This window comes from Lysinibacillus parviboronicapiens, from assembly GCF_003049605.2.
GTDB lineage: Bacteria > Bacillota > Bacilli > Bacillales_A > Planococcaceae > Lysinibacillus > Lysinibacillus parviboronicapiens.
This window is the reverse complement of the sequence record NZ_CP073713.1, coordinates 2064014-2085817: the sequence shown is the minus strand read 5'-3', so window position 1 is coordinate 2085817 and position 21804 is coordinate 2064014. Positions and strand designations below refer to the sequence as shown.

Sequence of the window (21804 nt, the reverse complement as noted above, 5' to 3'; positions counted from 1 at the left end):
TTTACTAGTTATTAAAAGTTAGATCGCTTAGCTTCTTCAATTGCTCGCTAAAACCCGACCGCCTTTGCTACCGGTTCTCTCCTTATCGCAAACCAAGTATTCATTATATTTCCAAATTAGGATAACTCATCTTATAATGACTTTATAGCAGTAAACTAAATCTATCTTGCAATAAAGGAAGGGGTAAACACATGAGTAAACCAGAGTTATATGTGAGCTTAGTGGTTGGGCCAGATTGTGATATGGAATCGTACGCGCTACGCTCTATGCTTGAGTATTTCGGCGCAAGGGTTACGGTTCATTGGATAGGACGACCAAGTGACTTGGTTGATGTTCTGTCTGGTGAAGATCGAGAGGACAAAATGGATTATTTGATCTTAAATTTTCATGGAGATGAAGGAAGATTTTGTCTACCCGAACTTGGAGAGGACGTCTATGAGGATGGTGAGCCGAGAGGTGAATTCTTCGGTCATCAAGAGGTCTTACATTATTCGAAACTACAAGATGTAAAGGTCATTGCATGTGGTTGTACATTAGGCGATAAACAACTAGCGGACGCATTTCTTACAAGTGGTTGCGCGTCATATTTAGGTCCTGCTGATTACATAGATGGCAATGCCAATGTCATGTTTCTAACAAGGTATATGTACGAAATCATCAATCATCATAAAACACAGCAACAAGCATTTGACATCGCCCAATCGATTGATGAAGAGACTGCTATGTATCAGCTGTATTTACCTTAATGCTGCTATAATTATTCCATCACGATAATAGTAGATTCAAGCAAGCACATTGTACAGACTATAGCAAAAAATCGTGGCCCCCTTAACAGGCTACGATTTTTTGCGTTTCCATTCCGCTTCTGCAACTTCACCCCAGTTGACCCGAGCGCTTGGTGCTCGCCAGACGAGCGGTTGCTGTAAAAGAGAAAAGCCTGTAGACAAACTCGCTTTCTTTGTTGAGTTTGTCTATAGGCTGAAGCCGCCAACACTTTAGGGAGGCGGCTCTTTGTTATTTTTGATGCGCTTTCAACATCGTTTCTGTAAACGCTCGGGATTGTCCTCGGGGAATACTTAACGTCTTCCATTCATCGCCCTTGATTTGCTTGCCAATGTAGACAATTTGACCAACATGTGAAGCATAATGGGCCATTTGTCTTTCAATGGCATCTATGACCGTATGTTGCTGTCCTCTAATCATCACTGACCTTAATAAGTCCTGTTCGGTTAACCCCTGAAGTACATCCAGAAACACTTGCCAGCCTTTTTCCCATGTCGCTAGTATCGCTTCTTTCGAGTCAATACTATCATTAAATTCATCATCCCGATTCCTTGTAGCTTTCTCGCCATCCGTCGTTAAAAAATCCGTCCATCTAGAAATCATATTACCACTAACATGTTTGACAATAACGGCAATGCTATTCGAATCTTCATTAAAGGCCCAATGCAATTGCTCATTGTTTAATTGAGCGATGGTTTTATCGCCATCAGCTTTGACCCTCGTAAATCTTTCTAGTACAACTTTTAAATAAGTTTCACCTATGCTCATACAACCACATCTCTCCTTCTCCTTAAGCTGTAACATTACGCTTACCTCTACAATTATAAACGAAGGACGAATGTAGCAGAATTCATTGACAGAAAAATTTTCCACCCCCCAAAAATACTTCTATCTTTTATAGCAACAACCTTTCCAGTTATTCATTGTTAGTTCGGTCACTTACGAGCATAAATCTCCGTACGTGCAAACATTTTGTCCTACTATAAACGATGCTTAACAAAAAAACACCCCGTAAAGGTAAGTTTGTGGCAGTTCACTTGTACTCCAACTTTCTTATTAATGACGTGTCCCGAATGCTTTTTTTGATATAACCATTGATGATAAAGCCTATGTCGATGCCAGCGAGAAGGTTTAGAATAATGGGTGGAGCAACAAAAAAAGCGAGTGCTACGTAACAATAGCACTCGCATTCTGTTATAAATTTTCTTCAATATATGTTTCTATATCCCCAGCGATTGTATCAATTGGTACATCTTCATCCTCAGAATAACCATTATACATTTTCACGAGGACACCATCTTTATCGACTAAGAAAAATTGAGATCCATGGATGACTTGGTCACTGTTCGGATCATCTTTCACCCATATTTTCGTTGATTTTTGTGCATATTGCTCAATATATGACTGCGCATAACCTGTAAGAAGATTCCATTTCGAATCATCTGGCACATTATAACGTGCTAAATAATCTGCTAATACTTCGGGTGTATCCACTTCTGGGTCAATTGAAAAGGCCACAATATTATAATCTTCTATTCCTTTATCTTTTAACTTTTCTTGTACTTGTGTCATATTAAATGACATTGGTGGGCAAATTGAAGTGCAATTTGTGAAAACATACATACCCAACCATGGTTTCCCTTTCAAGCTGTCTAAAGAGACTTTTTCTCCACGTTGATTGACATGCTCAAAATCTTGCATTTCCATACTATAATCTGCCTTAAACTTCACATTGCCACATGCACTAAGTACTGTTGCTAACACAAGTAGTAGCACAAGCCCCGTTACTTTATTTTTCATATTAACACACTCCCTACTTACATTACCTTCATCTTATCGAATGGTGTAAGCGTTGACAACCACTCGACGTGACAGCTTTCGTACATCTTTGTGAAATCAATTTCACTTTAATGAGACAAGCACATCATGAATCGCATCCAGTTTTACTTCCACGCGGTGTAATAAATAAAACGACACTACAATTGGAAAGCCAATATCTGATATCATATTCAACCATTGTTCCATCTATACTTCCCCCCACTATAGAAAGTGCATGTACGCTTTTTAGCAAACTCGTGCTATAGCATAGGCTACTGACCTCTCGTCTCTCCGCTTTTTAGCAGAAGAGCTTCACAATGTTCACTGAAGGAAGCGCAATGCCTTGCGATTTAAAAATGGCCCTTGCAGTTAATTCCGCAAAGACCATTTTTGAATTACACAGTAGTTAAGTCGAATGTTGAAACTTGACGATCAATGATGCGGGCTCCCTTTATCGCAACAAAAGCACCTGTTCTTACTTCAAAAACGTTTCCCGCAATAATCGTTGCCATGACCTGTTGAATGTCCGATGCTGTAATATTTGGCTTCGGTGCATCAATCGTAATTGTCGCTGTTTTCCCCATGGTTGTTTCGAATTGCAGTTCTAGTACTTGGGTCATGATGTTCACCTCCTTGTTTTTCGTGTGTTCGGTTACGATAAATCTGTTGTTTCTTGCTTTACGACACTGTCTAATGGCTGGGATGAGAGACTTGCCATTGCCTTTGCTACATTCAGTAAGTCCACATTGGAATGCGAACCGTTAAGATTTTGGTACGTTTTTGTAGAAAACTTCGGCTCGTTGTGCTCATCGTGACCAACAATATACTTTAAGCGCAGTGTGGCACCTAAAAATATTGTATTTGCCATATACCCCACCCCCTTTCTACAGAATATATACTGACAAATTGTAAAAAGAGGGACAATAAGGATGAATTTTTTGGGCCAAGCTTTTATAATAGAGTCAGAGAAGGTAAAGAGGTGAACGGTTTGCAGTTAGAAGGTTGGTTTTTATGGTTTATCTTGTTTTGGGTAGTCGTCCTTATATCCTTAATGGGCATTGGTGGATTTTTCATGTTCCGTAAGTTTTTGAAGGCATTGCCAAAGCAGGATGGCAAATCAGATTTAGATTGGCAAGAATTTTATTTAGATAAAACGATTCATTTATGGGGACAACCTGAAAAGGAGTTCTTATATGAACTTGTAAGCCCTGTACCCGAGTTATTCAGACAAGTAGCCAAAGAGAAAATTGCGGGGAAAATTGGGGAACTTGCTTTAGAGGAAAAAGCGAAAGCTATAGACAACGACTTAATTATTCGCGGCTATATTCAAGCAACTCCGAAGCGTGACCATAAATTTTTACGTAAAAAATTAGATCAGATGCAAATCGACGTATCCCCGTACGAGCACTTATTTGATTAATACGAAAACCCGCACTTTTTGGCAAGTGCGGGTTTTTTGTATTGGTCATGCCTCTGCTAATCGGCAACAGGTATTACTACTTAAAAAGATGATCCAGTGCCTGATAATCTTGCTGATAACGCCCACCGTCGGCTACCTCAGCATGATACAGCGCTTTTAATGCATAATTCTTTTGTAAATCCATTTCAGCCATAAGCTTCTTTAATTGGTCATGCAGTTCACGATGTTCTTTCACGAGCTGTTGCATCTGTGGTTTAAAATATTTCATCTTGTCGTACTCCTCACTTTTTAACGTGCTTCCTAGTATAGCATAAGTAAATCTTGAAAGCAGGTCTATTCGGCGGTTGTGCTGATCTATCCGCCGGATCAACGACTCTATCCGTCAGTTCTGCTAGTCTATCCATAAAAAAACACACTAGCGTATACGCTAGTGCACTTTCTTTGCATTACATAACCTTTAACGGTACTGTTTTCTTTATTTTTTTATATTGCATGAGCATGGCAATTCGCCAAGGTACTAGCATAGCAAATGCCAAAATCCAGAACATGCCCGCTAACTCACCGACATCTATGGAGCTACTTAAAATTATTTTCGCCATAACGCGGAAAACTAAAAGTCCGATTAAAATAAAAACGAAGGCTTTTGAACGTTTTAAATATATATCCTGACCTTTTACTTCAAATTTAGAAGTAGCTATTAAAATGGTTGAGAACACCATCCCGACAGCAGTAGCCTCTAATATTTGCATTGGCGGTACTCTAAATTGTTCAAATAAAAACATTAACGCACCTGAAGACATCGCGATAGGTGGAATGATAATTTTCTTCTCATTTGTTGGCTTTTTGGAAGCTCTCATACGTATGACCATTACAAAACTACCCATCAAAATGGCCATTATGGTCGAACCGATTACATAATATTGAGAAGGTATATTGCTTAACATGTAAAAATCCTCCTCTAATGTCAAATTAACAACTTTGACCAACTAATTGATCTGCTACAGCCTTTAATTTTTCTGGCTCGAAAGGTTTTGTGATAAAATCTTTCGCACCACTTTCAATTGCTTCAACGATTAATTTTTGTTGACCTAGAGCTGTAACCATAATAATTTTTGCATTCGGAAATTCGGGGATGATTTTCTTTACAGCTGCAATACCTGTCATAACGGGCATTGTTACATCCATTGTTACAAGGTCTGGTTGTAACTCACGATACATTGCTACAGCTTCCTTACCATTGACCGCCTTGCCGACGACCTCATAACCCCATTCACTAAACATATTACTTATTGCAACACGCATAAATAGCGTATCATCCACTACTAAAACTGTAGGCACGTGTTCATCTCCTTCCACGTTAAAGTACAGTATGCCACTTTAGTTTAGCAGATTAGAAGCCTGTAAATCCACCAAAAATAGGCTCTAACATACGCGTGATATACGTTAAACCGTCAAAGAATAATAAAATCCCCACGGCAATCATAATATAACCGCCAACTTTCACGATTTTCTGACTGTGTGTTCGAATCCAAGTCATGCGTGAAATAAAGAAAGACAGCACGAAAAATGGTATCGCAAAGCCTAAATAATAGGCAAACATATAGCTAAAGCCTGAACTTGGGTTTGCGCCAGCCAGTGAAATAATCGACATTAATATTGGACCTGTACACGGTGTCCATCCTGCCGCAAAGGCTAAACCAATTAATACCGATCCAAAATAGCCAGATGGTCGGTTTTGAAATTGGAATTTACGATCCTTCATGAGGAAATCAATTTGTAGTAATCCGACAATCATTAAGCCAAAAACGACGATTAAAATAGCGCCCACTTGACGCAATAATGTTTGATAATTGAGGAAAAACTCTTTAGCTAATGACGCACCAAGCCCGATCATGATGAAAATAATCGAGAAGCCTAGTAAAAAGAATAGTGTGTGCAAAATAGCACGCTTTTGCATCATGCCTCGCTCGGATTTTAGCTCATCTAATGTCATGCCCGTTATGTATGATAAAAATGCAGGATACAGTGGGAGTGTACATGGTGAGATAAAACTTAAAAATCCAGCACCAAAGGCTAAAAATACGTTAATATCAGTTTCCATATTTTATTATTCGCTCCTTACAGTTACTGCCTCCATCGTACCAAAAAACTAGGTAAAATGCGCCCTTCCTGTTTGTGAACGTTTCATGGCGAAATCATGTTGAAACCGTGAAGTGTTATAACACGTTGAAAGGTCCTTTTGCATTATGCACCGCTAGCCCCTTTTCTGTCAACGTTCACAGCATCATGACAAAAGACGTGAGCGCCTCGAAAAATCCCGAGACGATCCCGTCATAACCCTGCAAGGTGTAGCGCATCGTTAACAGTGCTTTTGGCATCACATTAAAATCTGCTTCGTTCCTTCTATTATAATGCAAGTCGATACAATCAATAAATCTCTCCTTAAAATCGCATCACATACAGTGGCGTATACCTCTTTGACCACCCCATCCTTTGATGCTTGTACCGTTGTTTCCATTTTCATGCTTGGTTCGCAGACATAATCACAGTGCCACCCAGCAATTTCAAAAGCGATTACAGTTAACACTAACGATACAAGCTATGTCGTTACTCCATAGCCTTTCATTTTTTATTTGCAAACGCCCAAAAAAGTAAAGAATTAGAATGATTGTGACGATAGCTGACCAAGCTAAACCGCCACCGACCGCCTGTAAAATCTTGTGTGAACGTCAAATTTCATACTCCAAAATTTAATTTATCTCCACATTAAATTCGTCTTTATGTAGTTTCATCAATGGTTAACGCTCTGTTGTCATCATATCTAGCAGCGATTGTGACGTTACATCCACGCAAAAAATACCTATGGCTGACACTTCCCCCCTTTCGGTAAAAAATAGGTGGATAAACAAAGAGACAATCCTTTCATTTCATCCACATATTTCACAACAGGAGATTAGGTCATCTGATGAATATATGTTACGATATAGTTACTAATTTTTATATTTCTTTAATTCACACGCATGACATTTATCAGTGAGTAATTTACAAACCATCATGTATAATAAAGCTACCATTACTGCAATTGACAGAAACAAATGAGGTGTAGTTCCTTGGAATTAAAGAAAATTAAACCAAAAAAAATATATGAAGAAGTCGCAGAAATCCTCTATGAAAAAATTCGAGCTGGCGAATTAAAGCCCGGAGATCGACTAGATTCGGTAGAACAATTAGCCGAACAGTTACAAGTAAGCAGGTCTGCTATCAGAGAGGCACTATCTGCTTTAAAAGCGATGGGCTTAATCGAAATTAAACAGGGTTCGGGCACCTTTGTCAAAAGTATTCGGGCCAACCAACTTGATTTCCCCTTATCGACAGCTATGTTAACTAATAAACAAGATGTCTCCCACCTGCTAGAAATCCGCAAAATTATTGAAGTTGGCGCTGCTGCAAGTGCTGCGATGCATCGAACAGAAGAAGATTTGCAAGCCATGATGCAAATTTTGGACGAAATGAAACGTGTACAAGGTGATGGCGAACTTGGAGAAAAAGTAGATTTTCAGTTCCATTCAGCAATTTCTACAGCCTCTCAAAATCCCCTTCTAGCAACTTTATTAGATCAAGTTTCTGGTTTAATGATTGAAACTATGAGAGAAACAAGACGTCTATGGTTGTTCTCTAAAAAAACGACGAGTGAAAAATTATATGATGAACATATGCAAATTTTCCTTGCTATTAAACATCAAAATGAAGAATTAGCGAAACAAACCATGGCTTCGCATCTAAGTAATGTGGAGAAAGTACTCATGCAATACTTTGAACGGACAGAGTCTATCAACTAATAAGGGCTTGCCTCTTCTATGATGGGAAGCTCGGACTGTAGGCAAACTCAAATTCCTTTTAGGTCTGCCAACAGTCTTTTTTCTTTGTAAAATACATAGTAAGAAACCGTTGATTTCGGGTTCCAGTTGCTCCCTTTCCACAGAACGGATTGTCAAAAAAATTGATTTTCCATACGTGCTGTTCCTGCAGGAAGCTTTGCTCTGTAGCGAAAGGCGAATACCGTCAGCAACACTCGGCCGCCTGCGCGCCAAAAACAAGAGAAAATTTTCCCCCAAGTACGAATATTTATGATGAATACGTCCATGTAAAATAGGCCACGCAGACGGTAGACAAAATCCCCCGAGCGTATCACCTCTCAGGGGATTTTGTCGTTTTTGAAGGTAGTGAAATTCAAGTTTTCACCAGATTTTATGTATGAGTCGTCTCTGTAAACCTTTTTTTTAAAGCTTTTATTTTTAGAAAATTTAATATAAACACTTTCTTTCGTCTGAAAAGTTGTAGTATTATAAAAACAATATATTCACCACCTAAGTCATCTGATGACCAGTTGATTTGATAGTGATGAGGGGAAAAGCTGTATTAAAGGAGCGATGAACATGAAAGTAACACTTTTTGCGACTTGTTTAGTCGATATGTTTCAAGGAGATGTAGGAAAAGCAGTCGTAGAAGTATTAGAAAGACTAGGCTGTACGATAGACTTTCCAGAAAATCAAATTTGCTGTGGACAGCCAGCTTACAATAGTGGTTATGTGCAAGAGTCAAAAAATGCAATGAAAAAAATGATACTGGCTTTCGAACATGCAGAATATGTAGTCTCCCCTTCTGGTTCATGTGCCTATATGTTTAAGGAGTATCCAGAAGTGTTTAAAGGCGATGCTGTTTGGGAACCAAAAGCCAAAGCATTAGCTACGAAGACATATGAATTCACTGAGTTTATTGTAGATGTATTAAAAATAGAAGATGTTGGTGCTCATTTAGAAGGTACAGCAACTTATCATACTTCTTGCCATATGACGAGATTGCTAGGTGTGCAAGAAGCACCCATGACATTGTTAAGCCATGTGAAAGGCTTACAGTATATAGAGCTACCAGGAAAAGAGCGTTGCTGTGGATTTGGCGGCACCTTTTCAGTAAAAATGGGCAATATTTCAGGGCAAATGGTAAGTGAAAAAGTACAAAATGTAGAAGAAACAGGTGCTGATATTTTAATTGGTGCTGATGCTGGTTGTTTAATCAATATCGGTGGTCGAATTGATCGACAAGGCAAACCAATAAAAGTGATGCATATTGCAGAAGTTCTAAACTGTCGATAAACAACTACTATGCAAAAGCCACTTATTATAGCTCCACGACGCATTGGGCTGAGTACTAAGCTAGGCACTAATAACCCATTCACATACACACTAATCATCTCCAAGGAGGGTATCAGATGTCAATGAAAACTAGTGATGATCCGTTTAAAAATCGGGTTTCTAAAGAATTAACAAATACGTTTATGCGAGGGGCCGTATCAAGCGCACAAGAACGGTTCCAAACCCGCCGCCTCAAACAAGCGGACGAACTGGGCCATTGGGAGGAATGGCGCTCACATGGTGAAGAAATTCGCCAACATGTGCTAGCAAACTTAGATTATTACTTATATGAATTAAGCGAAAACGTGTCAAAAAGAGGTGGTCATGTCTTCTTCGCGCAAACAGCACAAGAAGCGACAGCCTATATCCAACAAATCGCGAAGGAAAAACAGGCCAAAAAAATCGTAAAATCAAAATCCATGGTCACAGAAGAAATTCATTTAAACGCAGCACTAGAGCAACTTGGCTGTGAAGTGATTGAGACTGACCTTGGTGAATACATTTTACAGGTAGATGACCATGAACCTCCCTCCCATATTGTTGTACCTGCCCTGCATAAAAACAAAGAGCAAATTCGTGATGTTTTTAAAGACAAGCAAGGCTACGATAAGACAGAAAAACCAGAAGAGCTCGCACTTTATGTTCGTGAAAAATTGCGTAATGAGTACTTAACCGCAGATATTGGCATTACAGGCTGTAACTTCGCCATCGCAGAAAGTGGCTCCATTACACTTGTCACAAACGAAGGAAATGCTGATTTAGTGACAGCCTTACCAAAAACACAAATTACTGTTATGGGGATGGAAAGAATTGTCCCTACCTTTGAAGAGATGGAAGTACTCGTCAGTCTGTTAACAAGAAGTGCGGTTGGACAAAAGCTAACTAGCTATATTACAACATTAACAGGCATAAAAGATGAAGGTGATACGGACGGACCAGAGGAGTTCCATTTAGTCATTGTCGATAACGGACGTTCAGACATTTTAGGCGGAGAATTCCAACCAATCCTACAATGTATTCGTTGTGCGGCCTGTGTCAATGCTTGCCCGGTTTACCGTCATGTCGGTGGGCATACCTATGGCTCTATTTACTCTGGCCCAGTCGGCGTCGTGCTATCGCCATTACTAGGAGGCTATGAAGATTTCAAAGAATTACCGTACGCTTCCACATTATGCGGTGCTTGTACGGACGCTTGTCCAGTGAAAATCCCGTTGCATCAACTTATTCATAAGCATCGTCAAGTCATAGTGGAAAACGAGGGAAAAGCACCTGTTTCTGAAAAGCTATTAATGAAAGCATTTGGTTTTGGCGCTGCCTCCCCATCCTTATTTAAAATGGCGACAAAAATGGCCTCGCCAGTGATGTCTCCATTTACCAAAGATAATAAGATTTCAAACGGTCCAGGCCCATTGAAAGCGTGGACAGCAGACAGAGATTTTCCAGCACCAAACAAAGAAAATTTCCGTGATTGGTTCAAAAAACGTCCAATAGGAGGCGAAGAATAATGAAGGGTATCATTGAAAACCGCGATCCATTTTTAAATAAAATTGCCCATCAGCTAGGGCGAACACCTACAAAAAATATAGAACAACCAATTTGGCAATATCAACCCCAAGATCGTGTCCTAAAAGATGCAACTCAGGACGAATTAGTAGCAGTATTACAAGAGCAATGCCTAAATATCAATACCAATGTAGTCATCACAAATACCGCAAATCTTGCGGATGCCCTCCAAACAGTCGTCGACAGTTTTGGTGGCCGCTCCGTAATCACGTGGAAAGATGACCGCTTCCAAAAATATGGATTGTCTCAGTTAATGAACGAACAATGGCCACAAGCAAACATCGATCTTTACGTTTGGAACTCTGCACAACCTGAAGAAAACATTATACAAGCCGAAAAAGCCAACATCGGTATGACCATTAGTGAAATGACACTAGCCGAATCAGGCACGGCGGTGCTATTTAGCGACAAAGATAAAGGCAGGTCTGTAAGTTTTTTACCTGAAAAATCTATCTTTCTGATTCCTAAAAGTACTATCGTCCCACGAATGACACAAGCGGCACGCTGGATACGAGAAAAAATGCACAGCGGGGAAAAAGTTGCTTCGTGCGTCAATTTCATCACAGGGCCTAGTAACTCTGCGGATATTGAAATGATACTCGTCGTTGGCGTACACGGCCCTATTAAAGCCACTTATATTGTAATTGAAGATCAATAAGTGAAACTTTAGTCAGCGGGGGCTTGCCTTTCCCCCACTGATTGATAGTCGCAGCAATCGGGCTTTTTTGGTCTGCTAATCGAAAAGATGTAAGGTTCAAGTGAAAAACTCCTATCCTCGTATTGTCATACAACCTTACACCTTTTTAAAAATGCCATATAGTATATGATTGCGCGCCTATTAGAGCAAAAATCTATTAGGCTATCTTTGCTACACTAAAAACTGAAGACTCTATACCATCATGATAAAATATCGTTAAAAAGCCTGATACTTTTAAAGTACCAGACTTTTAAGCATCTATATTCCGTTACCATCTGATGTACGACCAGACAAGTACTCATTCCAAGTTTATTGAAAAATCACGTCAGGTTCCCCTTCCCCGACCCGCTTTTTATCGTTGATGTTTCTAAGATTGAACGCTTTCCATCACTGGCTCCACCAATTCAGGATGGGCCTCTTTTAGCACAGCTGGTCTTAACAGCACAAGCGTAATGGTAACGATAATGACACTCGTAACAAGCAGAATCCCTGTCGCTGGAAGCGTATCGTATAATACGCCGTAAACTAACATACCAATCGGCATCATTGACATGGCCATAGTTTCCATCAGTCCGAACACGCGCCCACGATATTCCTCAGAAATGAGCTTTTGCATAAAGACCCCAAGCGGCATATTAATGCCCATTTCAAAAATAGCGAAAATAAAATAGAGACCGATGTAAAAGATAAAAATCGTGATATACGAAAGATTTGTCACTAATGGTATTACCGCAAGCCCTAAACTACCAGATAGAAGCAATAAACTAATCTTTGAGAATCGCAACGGCATTTTAACTTCTGCCTGTGTTGCAAAATAGAGTGAAGCTACTAACATACCAATTGCGCCTGACGCTTGAATAAAGCCAAAATGTGTTGACTCCACTTTCAGTATTTCAATAATAATATAGGTTCCCCCAACAACGATGGCTGAGAAAAATAAATTAATCCATAAAGACAGCCACATCACCACTTTAATGACTTTCTGTTGCTTGATATAACGAAAGCCACTCGCCAGTCCTGCCCATATTTTTTCCTTCTCCACATTCTCTTGTCGTTTACTATATAATTTGAAATCCATTGTTGCCTCTAAACAAAAAGCAATGATATAGGCAACCATATGCACGATTAAAAATACTTCCATCGAGAAAAAGCCATACATCATTCCACCGATAACAGGTCCACCAATAGCAGCTACCGACATCGACATTTGATTGAACGACATCGCACGCTGTAAACGCTCTGGATTCACTAAAGTAGCGATTGCCGAGCTAAACGTTACACCCGAAAACGCTGAGCACAGCGTATAGAATACGGTCGTCACATAGATCGCGTTGACTGACATACCTACTGTCTCCGTATAAAGTAGTAAACCACCCATTGTCAAAACTGTTCCCGCCTGTGCCAATAAAATAGTTCGTTTTTTTGAATAATTATCTGCGACATAGCCTGCAATTGGCGCCACCAGTGCGCGCGGTAATATGGAACAAATCATATTCGTCGCAAAGCTCATGGCAGAACCTGTCATTGCTAAAATATACAAACTAATACCAAATGACAGGACATGCGACCCTAACATCGCAATCATTTTACTGGCGGTAAAAGTCCATAAATGATAGGTCGCCTTCTTATATTTTTCCGCTTCATTCATCAAAAACCCCTCCATATTTTTAACTAAATTTAAAAGTTTAATTTTATTAAACAAAATATAGCATAGTTCCCTCTTTTCAGGCAAGCAAAAGTTTAATATAATTAAACAATAAAAAGGAGGCGAGGCAGTGGACTCTTTAGGCACTCGAATTCGCAAATTACGAAAAGAACGAAAATTAACATTAGAAGCACTTGCCGCCGACCGTCTAACCAAGGGTATGTTAAGTCAAATTGAAAATGATAAGGCCAAGCCGTCTATGGAAAGCCTAAATTATATTGCAGAACGTCTTGGGGTAAAAGCAAGTGAGCTACTTGAACAAGTAACGCCCACTACAATACGTCCTCTTTTAGAGCAAGTGGAAATCTTGTTTGCACAAGTAAAGCGTGGAGATAAGGACAATCATCAACAACTGGTTGCTATGATTGAGCCCTATGTAGAAGAACTCCCATTTAGCTATGAGGCTGGGCGTTTGCTATATATATATGCAGATGCGCAGTACGAAGCAGGTTTATCGACATGGGAACGGCCATTGCAACAAGCACGACAAATATTTAAAGAAATAAATTTGCTCAGTCATTGGTTTAAAACATATATGTTACAGCTTGCCGTATTAGCTGAAAATCGCCAATATGATGCGGCATACGCCTGTATTTTACAAGTACAAGAGGAAATTAAACAAGAAAATTATCAGTTAGATTCACGTGATATGGGGAAATTGGCTTATTTTATTAGCATCCTTCAGTTGGCTGTTGGAGAGCATGAGGAAGGGAAACAACTCATAAATGAAACCATTACAAATGCTCACCAAAACCAGCTGTATTACCATATTGATGATATGTATCGTATCGCTGCTTATTGTGCAATGATTGATGGGGACTTCGAACAGGCTGAACATCTGATGATGAAGCTGGAGCAATATCGAGTTTTTGTCGAACAAGTCGATGTGGACGCATTTATCTTCGTATTACGAGCACATTATTATAATAATTATACAGGCGATTATCAGCAAGCATTAATGGAAATAGAACGCTTTAAAGCTCTCCACCATGGCGATGTCCAAAAACTGGATGAAAATTTTTATTATGCAGAAAAAGGGAAATCCCTCTATTTTCTTGGTCAGTATTTAGAGGCAAAAGAAGCATTTGAGCACTATAAAGCAATCCCAATGTACATCTCCCATCCATATGATTTGTTAAGTATGAATGAGTGCTTCTCCTATAAAGCCCTTAACTATGCACAACTTGGTGAGTTAACAACAGCTTACGAAATCGCCAAAAAAGCCTATATGGATTCCAAGGATTTAGTCGACCTTCCCTATAAAGATAAGATTAAGGAAACATATTTAACGATTAAAGCACAGATTAATTCCGTCTAGTAATATGCACTAAACATAAAGGGATTGCACGCAATATGTAAAAGTGCAATCCCTTTAAATAAATCATTTTCTAGTTATGAGAATGTCATCCCCTATCCTTTCTTATTTCTTTTTGTATTTTACGCAGTGCTTTTTTCGAACCGCGCTCGATATCATGCTGTAACTTTCGGTCTTGATAATCCACAAATAATGTATCTAAATCATAGCCTTCTGGATATAATTCGTTGGCCTGCACCTCTAAAGCCAATCGCTTCACATTGACTTCCATGAAATTGCCTTGATAGAACACGGCGATATTATTGTAAGGGTCCATTTCTTGATAGACAATGCCATAGTCATTGTAATCTAATAATTTCACACGGTCCCCTTTTTGAAATGCATAATTGTCTTGCTTTTGTACTTTGACAATCTTCGGCTTTCTTATTTTATCTTCATGCACACGTTGTAAGTGATAATCCTTATTTTCCATGTATGCTTGTGCTCTTTGTAGCACAGTTTCACGCATATTCATTTTTCTCGAAATCCACAGGGCGTTACTGTCACCGGATGTACCGATCATCAGCTTATACATCGGCTCTAATGTGTCGCTATTAAAGCGCATGGCGGCATTCATAAAATCACGATGCATTTCTGAAAAACGTTTAATTTCGCCATAGTGCGTAGTTGCCACTGTGATACAACCCATTTGATAAAATTCCTCTAAAATGGCGATTGCAAGTGCCGCCCCTTCGTTCGGTTCCGTTCCACTTCCAATTTCATCAAACAGTAAAAGCGTATTATTATTGGATGCGCGCATAATTTCCGAAAGGTTTTTCATATGCGATGAAAACGTACTAAGTGCATTTTCGATGCTTTGATTGTCACCAATATCTACAAAAATATGGTCGAACACTGCCAATTCGGTCGTCTTATCTGCGCTAATATGAAAACCGGACATGGCCGCCAACGTTAATAAACCGATTGTTTTCAAAACTACCGTTTTTCCGCCGGCATTTGGCCCTGTTATAATTAGGCTACGATAATCTTTGCCTATACCAAAATTAAGTGGTACAGCCTCTCCAGTTAGAAGTGGATGTTTACAATTCACTAATTTTATATAGCCATGGTCATTTAATGTGGGTGCTAGGCCATTAATGTGTTTACTAAATTTTGCTTTGGCAAACACCATATCGTATTGGCTAATCAGTTCCATATTGATGTTGATTGCTTGAATATTCTCCAACAACAATCCCGAAAGTGTCGCTAAAATTTGATATTCTTCTATCGCTTCTTCCGCTTTTAGACTTGCAAGCTCCCCATTTAATTTTGTCACGGTATTAGGTTCTATAAAGACCGTCGACCCTGTAGAGGAAATTTCAATAACTGTACCGGGTACATGATTTTTAAAGGATGCTTTAATGGGAATGGTATAACGATCATCTTTTTTACTAATAAAGAATTCTTGAATATACGTTTTATTGGCACTATTATTTAAAAATTTAGCTAAGCGTTCTTTAATTTTTTCTTCCGTTGTTTCGATATGGTTGCGAATTCGCTTTAAGTCTCTGCTTGCTGCTGCATCCACCCGATTTGCCTTAATGGAAAAATTAATTTCTTCTTCCACACTTTTAAATTCGGACATCGAAATTGCGTAAGAAGCTAACAAAGGTGCAAAAAATTCTTTATCCTGCATAAATTTTTTAATCTTCCTACATCCTCTTAAAAAATCTGATACGTTTATGAGCTCACTTGGATCAAGAATAATGCCTTTTTCAAGGTTTTTAAGTGTATGGTCAATATTGGTGACGCCTAAAAATGGGACATGCCCTTCTGCATCCAAGATTGCGCGCGCTTCTGTTGTTTCGTGTAAACGGTTGTGTACGACTGTCAAATTCGAGCTCGGTGTCAACTTATCCAATAATTGCTTCCCTAACCCACTGACACAAAAAGATTTTACTAGCTGTTTTAATTCGTTATATTGTAACTTTTCAAAAGTTGTTTGATTCATGTTCAATTCTCCTCACGATGATTTTTCCTATCACAATGAAGATACCTACCCATTAGATGTCAATTATCTGTCAACTATAGCATTGGGTTATTTTCTTATTCAGTTTACTTATAAACACAAAAAAGCTGTGGGGATACCACAGCTTCCTTTACAGTTACAAGGCATGTGCAAATAGAATCAAGCGAACATTCAGTATTCGCTCATTCAAGATTACACGCTTTATAAAGTATTGTAGGTATCTTCATAGGTTTTGAAATAAATCCATGACAAAATTAGGGGTGGTTTTGATACATATCCCCCGTCGTCATCTCTTTACTTCATTTAGTTTTGCCTATTTAGAACCTACCGCACTCACAAAAAGCACCTCGCATTTATTTATAGTTCGTTTCATTATCATCTAATTGATTGCATTCATAATACTATATGCCAATCAAAAAGTAAAGTTGCTTCGTTTTGGCGTTTTTTGACGATGAAAGTAAATGACATCGTTTAGTCATTAAAATTAAGGAAGTCATGTGGAGAAATCCTCATTTATAATCCTCCATAAAACGGTTGAGCTTATGAAGCTAGAGCCAAGACTTTTACTGACCCTTCCTGCATAACATTTATATAGAATAGGAAAGGATGATGCCTTATCCGTAAAAAAGGAATCTTTTTTGTGGTAACGGTCATATTCATATGTGGGTCATTCTTAATGCTAGATATTTTTTTCAACACATCAGATGATAGTGGTCGTGTTAATTTTGCCAATCACCAAAAATTGTTGGCGGAAGTTGCGAAGATTGATGCACAAATAACCGAAACTGAACTTTCAAATAAAATTGTTAGTAGGTTAAACGAGCATGGCTATACGTTGGCTGGAGGCGTAGGATACACTATTTACCCAGATAAACAAATAATTGCACTGTTAATGTATGATGGTGATGCAATGAATACAGAAAGAGAAAGAGAAATTCACAATATCGTAAACATTGTAGCAGAAGAAAACGGTTTTCATTCCTTTGACATCGAAATACAAAATGCCGCTAATAAATAAATAACCCTGCCACTAAACCTGCTAGACCAAGATAAATCAGCGACTGCACTTAAACAATGAATACTCGAAATTGGTTGACAATTAGAGATGTAAAGTTATAATAAGTATCAATATCTGCATAACGAAGATTTGTTTCATGCATTTCGGAGTATAAGAGTAAAAGCGTTGAAGAGAACGAGTAGCTTTAATGGAACTTACAGAAAGTAGCCGGTTGTTGAGAGGCGCAAGGAAAGTTAAGGTGAATACATCTTGGAGCTGCGTACCGAACTTATAGTAGGCTACGACGGGGTTGCACCCGTAATCAATGCATGGGTATCGCATATAGCCGTACCTATTGAGGAGAGTTATGTGAATAGCTCTCAAATAAAGGTGGTAACACGTTCATACACGTCCTTTAGGTTTATTCCTAAAGGGCGTTTTTTGTTTTTCTCTTATAGAATCTGTCAGATTAACATTTGAAGGAGTTGTTAGAGATGTTGTTAGAACCACAAGAGCAATTAGCAATCATTAAGAAAGGGACAGACACAATTGTTCATGAAGAAGAATTACTGGCAAAATTAACGCGTTCATTCGAGAAGAAAGAACCGTTGACAATTAAATTAGGCCTTGATCCTTCAGCACCGGATATTCATTTAGGTCATGCCGTTGTTCTACGCAAAATTAAGCAAATGCAAGATTTAGGACATCAGGTAGTCATTTTGATTGGGGACTTTACTGGTCGCATTGGTGACCCAACAGGAAAAGCAAAAGGTCGTGTGGCACTGAGTGATGCAGTAGTTAAGGAAAACGCCCACACCTATTGCGCGCAAATCTTTAAAGTATTAGATAAGGATAAAACAACGGTCCGTTTTAATAGTGAGTGGTTATCAAAATTAACGTTTGAAGAAGTTATTCAATTAGCAGCAACGACTTCGGTAGCGCGCATTTTAGAACGAGATGATTTTCAAAAACGTTACAAAAATCAAGTGCCTATCGGAGTTCACGAATTTTTCTATCCGTTAATGCAAGCGTATGATTCCGTCGAAATTTCCGCAGACATTGAGTTAGGCGGCACAGACCAAACTTTTAATATTTTAATGGGTCGAACATTACAAAAGCATTTAGGGTTAGAAAAACAAATTGCCATTTTCATGCCTCTACTAGAAGGTTTAGATGGGGTTGAAAAAATGAGTAAAAGTCTAGGGAACTATATCGGTGTCAACGAGGCACCCGAAACAATGTTTAAAAAAGTGATGGAAGTGCCCGATCATTTGATCATTAAATATTTTGAATTGGCAACAGATGAGCATCCTCAGTTCATCAACATGATTCAGGAACGTTTAGAAAACGGGGAAAACCCCCGTGATGTGAAATTACAATTAGCCGAAATAATTACCTCGTTATATCATGGTAAAAATGCGATGAAGGAAGCTAAAGTCTATTTTGAAACCGCCTTTCAAAAACGGGAAATCCCAGAAAATATTCCTAGTCTGATAATTGAAATCGGACATGAAAAGATTGCCGACATCATTCCTGAACTGATTACCATGGATTTTGTTCAAAGTAAAAGCGAATTTGTAAGGTTAATCAAACAAAATGGCGTATCATTAAACGGGGAAAAAATTCTAGCGGACGATTTAGATCATATATTAATGAACAATGACGTGTTACAAATTGGCAAGAAACGATTTCTAAAATTTATTAAATAACGAGCGACTAAAAAAATCAAAAACATGCACTAAACGAAAATTGTTTCATGCATGTTTTTTCGCCATAATCGTGCCCTGTTCTAGTTACTATTCTTGATGACTTTAAACATTCCGGTCATATTAGGAGAGTGGTTATAAAAATCATATTTTTCATAAAATTCACCTTTACCTGCTGATGCAAATAACCCGACAAATGCCTTATCAGGTGCATTTTTTTCTAGATAACTTACTAATGAATTCATAATGTCTTTCCCAATTCCTTGTCCTTGATATTCTGGATGAACAACGACGTCTTGGATATAAAAATAGTTTACACCGTCTCCAACAATTCTCCCCATTCCAAGAATATTGTTATTATCTTTAACGATAACGAAAAGATCGAATGTTGAATTGATGTCTCTGCCACATCAAAATTCATATAATCTCCCCACCCTACACTCGAACATAAATAGATGTATTCATCTAGTGTTGGCTTTGTATGATGTAGATCATAATAGACAGCGTGGCATTTTTTCATCCTTAGCAAGGGATGAATCGGGGTAAGGTATCCTATGTGCAATCTGTTTTACACATAAAAAGGACCTGTAGAAAATTTCTACAAGTCCTTTTATTACGCGGATTTATGATGGGCTCTTCTCGTTTCGATGATTTTTGAGCCAGAGAATAATAATAACGCTATCCAAATAATACTAAACGCCATTAATTCTACTTGGCTAAATGGCTCCTTATACAGCACAACACCTAAAATTAAGACAATTGTTGGCGCTACGTATTGTATAAAGCCCAATAAATAGAGCGGAATATTTTGTGCGCCTTTGGCAAATAAAATTAAAGGCACCGCTGTGACAATACCACTTACAATCATCAAAATATCTGTTTGTACATTCACATGTAAGAAAGAAGCTTGGCTTGTTGTAAATAGATAGATGTAATACCCTAGTGCAAAAGGTAGGATAAACAATGTTTCAATCGCAAGACCTCTAGTTGCATCAATGGTAATTTTCTTTTTCAGCACACCATAAATGGCGAAGGTTAATGCAATCAGTAATGCGACCCATGGAATAGAGCCGTAGTTCAATGTCAAAATAATGACAGCGATAAAGGCAATACCTGTAGCAGCCCACTGTGCACGGCTAAGTGTCTCTTTGAAGAAAACTACGCCAAAAATAACTGATAACAATGGGTTAATGTAGTAACCTAGGCTTGTCTCAATCAAGTGTTCATGCGTTACAGCCCAAATATATAAATACCAATTCATTGAAATGACAAAAGAAGCTCCCGCTAGTAGCCAAAAAAGCTTCTGATGCGTCCATAAATATTTTAAATCTGCCAGTAGCTCTTTACGCATACCGATAAGTACTACTGCTATCACCGTAAACACAAAGGACCAAATCACGCGTCCTAACAGAATTTCCATGCTTGGCACATGCTCAAGCATTTTCCAATAAAGCGGGAAGGCACCCCAAATGACATAAGCAAAAAATGCTGCCAATATCCCTTTTTTCTCGTTCGACATTGTCTATAATTCTCCTACTCTAGTTGTATAAATCATTTACGCCTGCGCGTAAATATATGCAAGCATAACTTTGTTCAATAGACCAAAAGCAACCACTGGCAAGATTGACGTTCACTGAGCGAAATTTCAAATAGTGAGGTTTTTGTATCCTCGACTGATGGTTAGTTGCAGCACTCGGGCTTTTACGCTTAGGTGATCGTTCACTTGTTTGCATCTTGCAACTTAAGTGTTGGTTTCTTACTGGCCGTTCTTGTTGAATAAAGTTAAAGAATAGACTCATTATAGGACTTTGTTGGAAAACTGTAAATGCACATTTTCACTATAAGCGTATTGGTTATTGCTAAAATAGCAAAAGCAGACCAAAAACTCTAATAACTATTGATAAATCGCAAAATATTATCAACAAAACTGGGAATGTGTCATAAATTAATTGGTTCCGCCTATCCAGTTTTATCTAACTAAGCTAGTCTCTATTTTCGCTTTCAATCTCAGAAATATATTTTCGTACCATACTATAGCTGATTTCTGGATTGATTTGACGTTTAATGCGAATGTGAATTTCTTTTATACCCACACCTTGCTCACGTAAATCTCGAATCATCGATTTCAGTGGGCCAGAAAGTGTTTCTCTGGACAATGCAGTATATTTACTCAATTCAATTAGGAGTTCTGTATTTTGGCGACGTAGCTCTTTGAATTCCTCCACGATGCAATTATATTCCGTTAGCTTTTTTTGCAACACTGCGTTTTGCTGTGCAATCTTTTGCACCTCTTCTGTCAGTAATGCATTTTGCTTTTTTAACGTTTTCCGATCCTGCTCCAATATATGATGCTTTTTATCTGAATCTACATCCATGGTATTGAATAATTGTTCGATATGCGCTAATTCCTTGTAGCGATTTTGTGATAACAGCATCAAGGACTCTGATGCTTTGACGGCAAGTGTGCCATCCTGCAATGTTTCACAAGACAATGCAAAAGGATCTATTTTGTTCATCATTTATTCACTCCATTACTAAATTGTCCATGTAATGGTATTACTTTAATTAACATCTTTCCGCTTCCTTTGGTTTTGATAATC

General features: G+C 38.5%; 22 protein-coding genes, 2 pseudogenes and 1 other annotated feature. Of the genes and pseudogenes, 9 read left to right on the top strand and 15 right to left on the bottom strand.

The window, feature by feature from the left end; all coding sequences use genetic code 11:
• Positions 1–191: 191 nt before the first annotated feature.
• Complete coding sequence (locus C9J31_RS09860; RefSeq protein ID WP_107948975.1) at positions 192–746, top strand: delta-aminolevulinic acid dehydratase; 555 nt, start codon at positions 192–194, stop codon at positions 744–746.
• A gap of 268 nt (positions 747–1014) precedes the next feature.
• Here the strand turns inward: C9J31_RS09860 and C9J31_RS09855 are convergent, their stop codons facing one another.
• The 5 genes from C9J31_RS09855 to C9J31_RS09835 form a co-directional block, all read right to left on the bottom strand.
• On the bottom strand, positions 1015–1551 hold the full coding sequence (locus tag C9J31_RS09855) for a DUF1572 family protein (protein ID WP_107949167.1): 537 nt from the start codon (positions 1549–1551) through the stop codon (positions 1015–1017).
• 426 nt (positions 1552–1977) lie between these two features.
• Positions 1978–2583, bottom strand: coding sequence for an SCO family protein (locus C9J31_RS09850; RefSeq protein WP_054768154.1), 606 nt, complete (start codon positions 2581–2583; stop codon positions 1978–1980).
• Between the two features lie 102 nt (positions 2584–2685).
• The gene (locus C9J31_RS09845) at positions 2686–2808 is read right to left on the bottom strand and encodes a YvrJ family protein (protein ID WP_107948973.1); all 123 of its coding nucleotides are present in this window, start codon (positions 2806–2808) and stop codon (positions 2686–2688) included.
• Between the two features lie 188 nt (positions 2809–2996).
• A complete protein-coding gene (locus C9J31_RS09840) occupies positions 2997–3221 on the bottom strand; it encodes a DUF2922 domain-containing protein (protein ID WP_107948971.1) in 225 nt (74 codons plus the stop codon).
• Between the two features lie 32 nt (positions 3222–3253).
• A complete protein-coding gene (locus C9J31_RS09835) occupies positions 3254–3469 on the bottom strand; it encodes a DUF1659 domain-containing protein (protein ID WP_107948969.1) in 216 nt (71 codons plus the stop codon).
• Between the two features lie 111 nt (positions 3470–3580).
• Between C9J31_RS09835 and C9J31_RS09830 the strand changes: the two genes are divergently transcribed.
• Positions 3581–4021: a DUF2621 domain-containing protein gene (locus C9J31_RS09830; RefSeq protein ID WP_193767047.1), complete on the top strand. Its 441-nt coding sequence runs from the start codon at positions 3581–3583 to the stop codon at positions 4019–4021.
• Between the two features lie 76 nt (positions 4022–4097).
• Here C9J31_RS09830 and C9J31_RS09825 read toward each other — a convergent pair whose 3' ends face one another.
• The 5 genes and pseudogenes from C9J31_RS09825 to C9J31_RS09805 form a co-directional block, all read right to left on the bottom strand.
• Positions 4098–4289 carry a hypothetical protein gene (locus C9J31_RS09825; RefSeq protein WP_054768152.1) on the bottom strand — a complete coding sequence of 64 codons (192 nt, stop codon included), beginning with the start codon at positions 4287–4289 and terminating at the stop codon, positions 4098–4100.
• 178 nt (positions 4290–4467) lie between these two features.
• The gene (locus C9J31_RS09820; RefSeq protein ID WP_107948967.1) at positions 4468–4965 is read right to left on the bottom strand and encodes a CcdC family protein; all 498 of its coding nucleotides are present in this window, start codon (positions 4963–4965) and stop codon (positions 4468–4470) included.
• A gap of 25 nt (positions 4966–4990) precedes the next feature.
• Entirely contained in the window at positions 4991–5377 is a 387-nt protein-coding gene (locus C9J31_RS09815) for a response regulator (RefSeq protein ID WP_054768150.1), read from the bottom strand.
• Positions 5378–5411: 34 nt separating this feature from the next.
• Positions 5412–6122: a cytochrome c biogenesis CcdA family protein gene (locus C9J31_RS09810; RefSeq protein WP_054768149.1), complete on the bottom strand. Its 711-nt coding sequence runs from the start codon at positions 6120–6122 to the stop codon at positions 5412–5414.
• Positions 6123–6398: 276 nt separating this feature from the next.
• Positions 6399–6548: pseudogene (locus C9J31_RS09805) on the bottom strand (biotin/lipoyl-containing protein); the annotation flags it as partial.
• A 583-nt stretch (positions 6549–7131) separates the two neighbouring features.
• Between C9J31_RS09805 and C9J31_RS09800 the strand changes: the two are divergent.
• The 4 genes from C9J31_RS09800 to C9J31_RS09785 all read left to right on the top strand — a co-directional run bounded on the left by C9J31_RS09800 (position 7132) and on the right by C9J31_RS09785 (position 11434).
• Positions 7132–7860, top strand: a complete 729-nt coding sequence (locus C9J31_RS09800) for a FadR/GntR family transcriptional regulator (protein ID WP_107948963.1) — start codon at positions 7132–7134, stop codon at positions 7858–7860.
• 597 nt (positions 7861–8457) lie between these two features.
• Positions 8458–9174: a (Fe-S)-binding protein gene (locus tag C9J31_RS09795; RefSeq protein ID WP_107948961.1), complete on the top strand. Its 717-nt coding sequence runs from the start codon at positions 8458–8460 to the stop codon at positions 9172–9174.
• Between the two features lie 116 nt (positions 9175–9290).
• Positions 9291–10718, top strand: coding sequence for a LutB/LldF family L-lactate oxidation iron-sulfur protein (locus tag C9J31_RS09790; protein WP_107948959.1), 1428 nt, complete (start codon positions 9291–9293; stop codon positions 10716–10718).
• Entirely contained in the window at positions 10718–11434 is a 717-nt protein-coding gene (locus tag C9J31_RS09785; RefSeq protein ID WP_107948957.1) for a LutC/YkgG family protein, read from the top strand. Before C9J31_RS09790 ends, C9J31_RS09785 begins: the two co-directional genes overlap by 1 nt.
• A gap of 406 nt (positions 11435–11840) precedes the next feature.
• Here C9J31_RS09785 and C9J31_RS09780 read toward each other — a convergent pair whose 3' ends face one another.
• Positions 11841–13121, bottom strand: coding sequence for an MFS transporter (locus C9J31_RS09780; protein ID WP_107948955.1), 1281 nt, complete (start codon positions 13119–13121; stop codon positions 11841–11843).
• A gap of 127 nt (positions 13122–13248) precedes the next feature.
• Between C9J31_RS09780 and C9J31_RS09775 the strand changes: the two genes are divergently transcribed.
• A complete protein-coding gene (locus C9J31_RS09775; RefSeq protein ID WP_107948953.1) occupies positions 13249–14496 on the top strand; it encodes a helix-turn-helix domain-containing protein in 1248 nt (415 codons plus the stop codon).
• Between the two features lie 85 nt (positions 14497–14581).
• On the opposite strand, the gene C9J31_RS09770 is transcribed toward C9J31_RS09775, so the two are convergent.
• Positions 14582–16483 carry an endonuclease MutS2 gene (locus C9J31_RS09770; RefSeq protein ID WP_107948951.1) on the bottom strand — a complete coding sequence of 634 codons (1902 nt, stop codon included), beginning with the start codon at positions 16481–16483 and terminating at the stop codon, positions 14582–14584.
• A 694-nt stretch (positions 16484–17177) separates the two neighbouring features.
• Between C9J31_RS09770 and C9J31_RS09765 the strand changes: the two genes are divergently transcribed.
• Both C9J31_RS09765 and tyrS read left to right on the top strand, forming a co-directional pair.
• A complete protein-coding gene (locus tag C9J31_RS09765; RefSeq protein ID WP_107923826.1) occupies positions 17178–17519 on the top strand; it encodes a hypothetical protein in 342 nt (113 codons plus the stop codon).
• 156 nt (positions 17520–17675) lie between these two features.
• Positions 17676–17917, top strand: a binding site (T-box leader).
• Positions 17918–17992: 75 nt separating this feature from the next.
• Positions 17993–19207, top strand: coding sequence for a tyrosine--tRNA ligase (gene tyrS, locus C9J31_RS09760; RefSeq protein WP_107948949.1), 1215 nt, complete (start codon positions 17993–17995; stop codon positions 19205–19207).
• 80 nt (positions 19208–19287) lie between these two features.
• On the opposite strand, the pseudogene C9J31_RS09755 reads toward tyrS, so the two are convergent.
• The 3 genes and pseudogenes from C9J31_RS09755 to C9J31_RS09745 form a co-directional block, all read right to left on the bottom strand.
• Positions 19288–19724 (bottom strand): annotated as a pseudogene (locus tag C9J31_RS09755) (GNAT family N-acetyltransferase).
• A 93-nt stretch (positions 19725–19817) separates the two neighbouring features.
• The gene (rarD, locus tag C9J31_RS09750) at positions 19818–20723 is read right to left on the bottom strand and encodes an EamA family transporter RarD (RefSeq protein WP_107923828.1); all 906 of its coding nucleotides are present in this window, start codon (positions 20721–20723) and stop codon (positions 19818–19820) included.
• Positions 20724–21186: 463 nt separating this feature from the next.
• The gene (locus C9J31_RS09745) at positions 21187–21723 is read right to left on the bottom strand and encodes a hypothetical protein (protein ID WP_107948947.1); all 537 of its coding nucleotides are present in this window, start codon (positions 21721–21723) and stop codon (positions 21187–21189) included.
• Between the last annotated feature and the right edge of the window lie 81 nt (positions 21724–21804).

What these genes read in the sequence shown, in the direction of transcription:
- C9J31_RS09840 (WP_107948971.1), bottom strand. Translation starts at nt 3,221, where the DNA reads ATGACCCAAGTACTAGAACTGCAATTCGAAACAACCATGGGGAAAACA.
- C9J31_RS09795 (WP_107948961.1), top strand. Translation starts at nt 8,458, where the DNA reads ATGAAAGTAACACTTTTTGCGACTTGTTTAGTCGATATGTTTCAAGGA.
- C9J31_RS09855 (WP_107949167.1), bottom strand. Translation starts at nt 1,551, where the DNA reads ATGAGCATAGGTGAAACTTATTTAAAAGTTGTACTAGAAAGATTTACG.
- C9J31_RS09835 (WP_107948969.1), bottom strand. Translation starts at nt 3,469, where the DNA reads ATGGCAAATACAATATTTTTAGGTGCCACACTGCGCTTAAAGTATATT.
- C9J31_RS09820 (WP_107948967.1), bottom strand. Translation starts at nt 4,965, where the DNA reads ATGTTAAGCAATATACCTTCTCAATATTATGTAATCGGTTCGACCATA.
- C9J31_RS09780 (WP_107948955.1), bottom strand. Translation starts at nt 13,121, where the DNA reads ATGAATGAAGCGGAAAAATATAAGAAGGCGACCTATCATTTATGGACT.
- tyrS (WP_107948949.1), top strand. Translation starts at nt 17,993, where the DNA reads ATGTTGTTAGAACCACAAGAGCAATTAGCAATCATTAAGAAAGGGACA.
- C9J31_RS09860 (WP_107948975.1), top strand. Translation starts at nt 192, where the DNA reads ATGAGTAAACCAGAGTTATATGTGAGCTTAGTGGTTGGGCCAGATTGT.
- C9J31_RS09825 (WP_054768152.1), bottom strand. Translation starts at nt 4,289, where the DNA reads ATGAAATATTTTAAACCACAGATGCAACAGCTCGTGAAAGAACATCGT.
- C9J31_RS09770 (WP_107948951.1), bottom strand. Translation starts at nt 16,483, where the DNA reads ATGAATCAAACAACTTTTGAAAAGTTACAATATAACGAATTAAAACAG.
- C9J31_RS09810 (WP_054768149.1), bottom strand. Translation starts at nt 6,122, where the DNA reads ATGGAAACTGATATTAACGTATTTTTAGCCTTTGGTGCTGGATTTTTA.
- C9J31_RS09745 (WP_107948947.1), bottom strand. Translation starts at nt 21,723, where the DNA reads ATGATGAACAAAATAGATCCTTTTGCATTGTCTTGTGAAACATTGCAG.
- C9J31_RS09790 (WP_107948959.1), top strand. Translation starts at nt 9,291, where the DNA reads ATGTCAATGAAAACTAGTGATGATCCGTTTAAAAATCGGGTTTCTAAA.
- C9J31_RS09850 (WP_054768154.1), bottom strand. Translation starts at nt 2,583, where the DNA reads ATGAAAAATAAAGTAACGGGGCTTGTGCTACTACTTGTGTTAGCAACA.
- C9J31_RS09765 (WP_107923826.1), top strand. Translation starts at nt 17,178, where the DNA reads ATGCTAGATATTTTTTTCAACACATCAGATGATAGTGGTCGTGTTAAT.
- C9J31_RS09785 (WP_107948957.1), top strand. Translation starts at nt 10,718, where the DNA reads ATGAAGGGTATCATTGAAAACCGCGATCCATTTTTAAATAAAATTGCC.
- rarD (WP_107923828.1), bottom strand. Translation starts at nt 20,723, where the DNA reads ATGTCGAACGAGAAAAAAGGGATATTGGCAGCATTTTTTGCTTATGTC.
- C9J31_RS09845 (WP_107948973.1), bottom strand. Translation starts at nt 2,808, where the DNA reads ATGGAACAATGGTTGAATATGATATCAGATATTGGCTTTCCAATTGTA.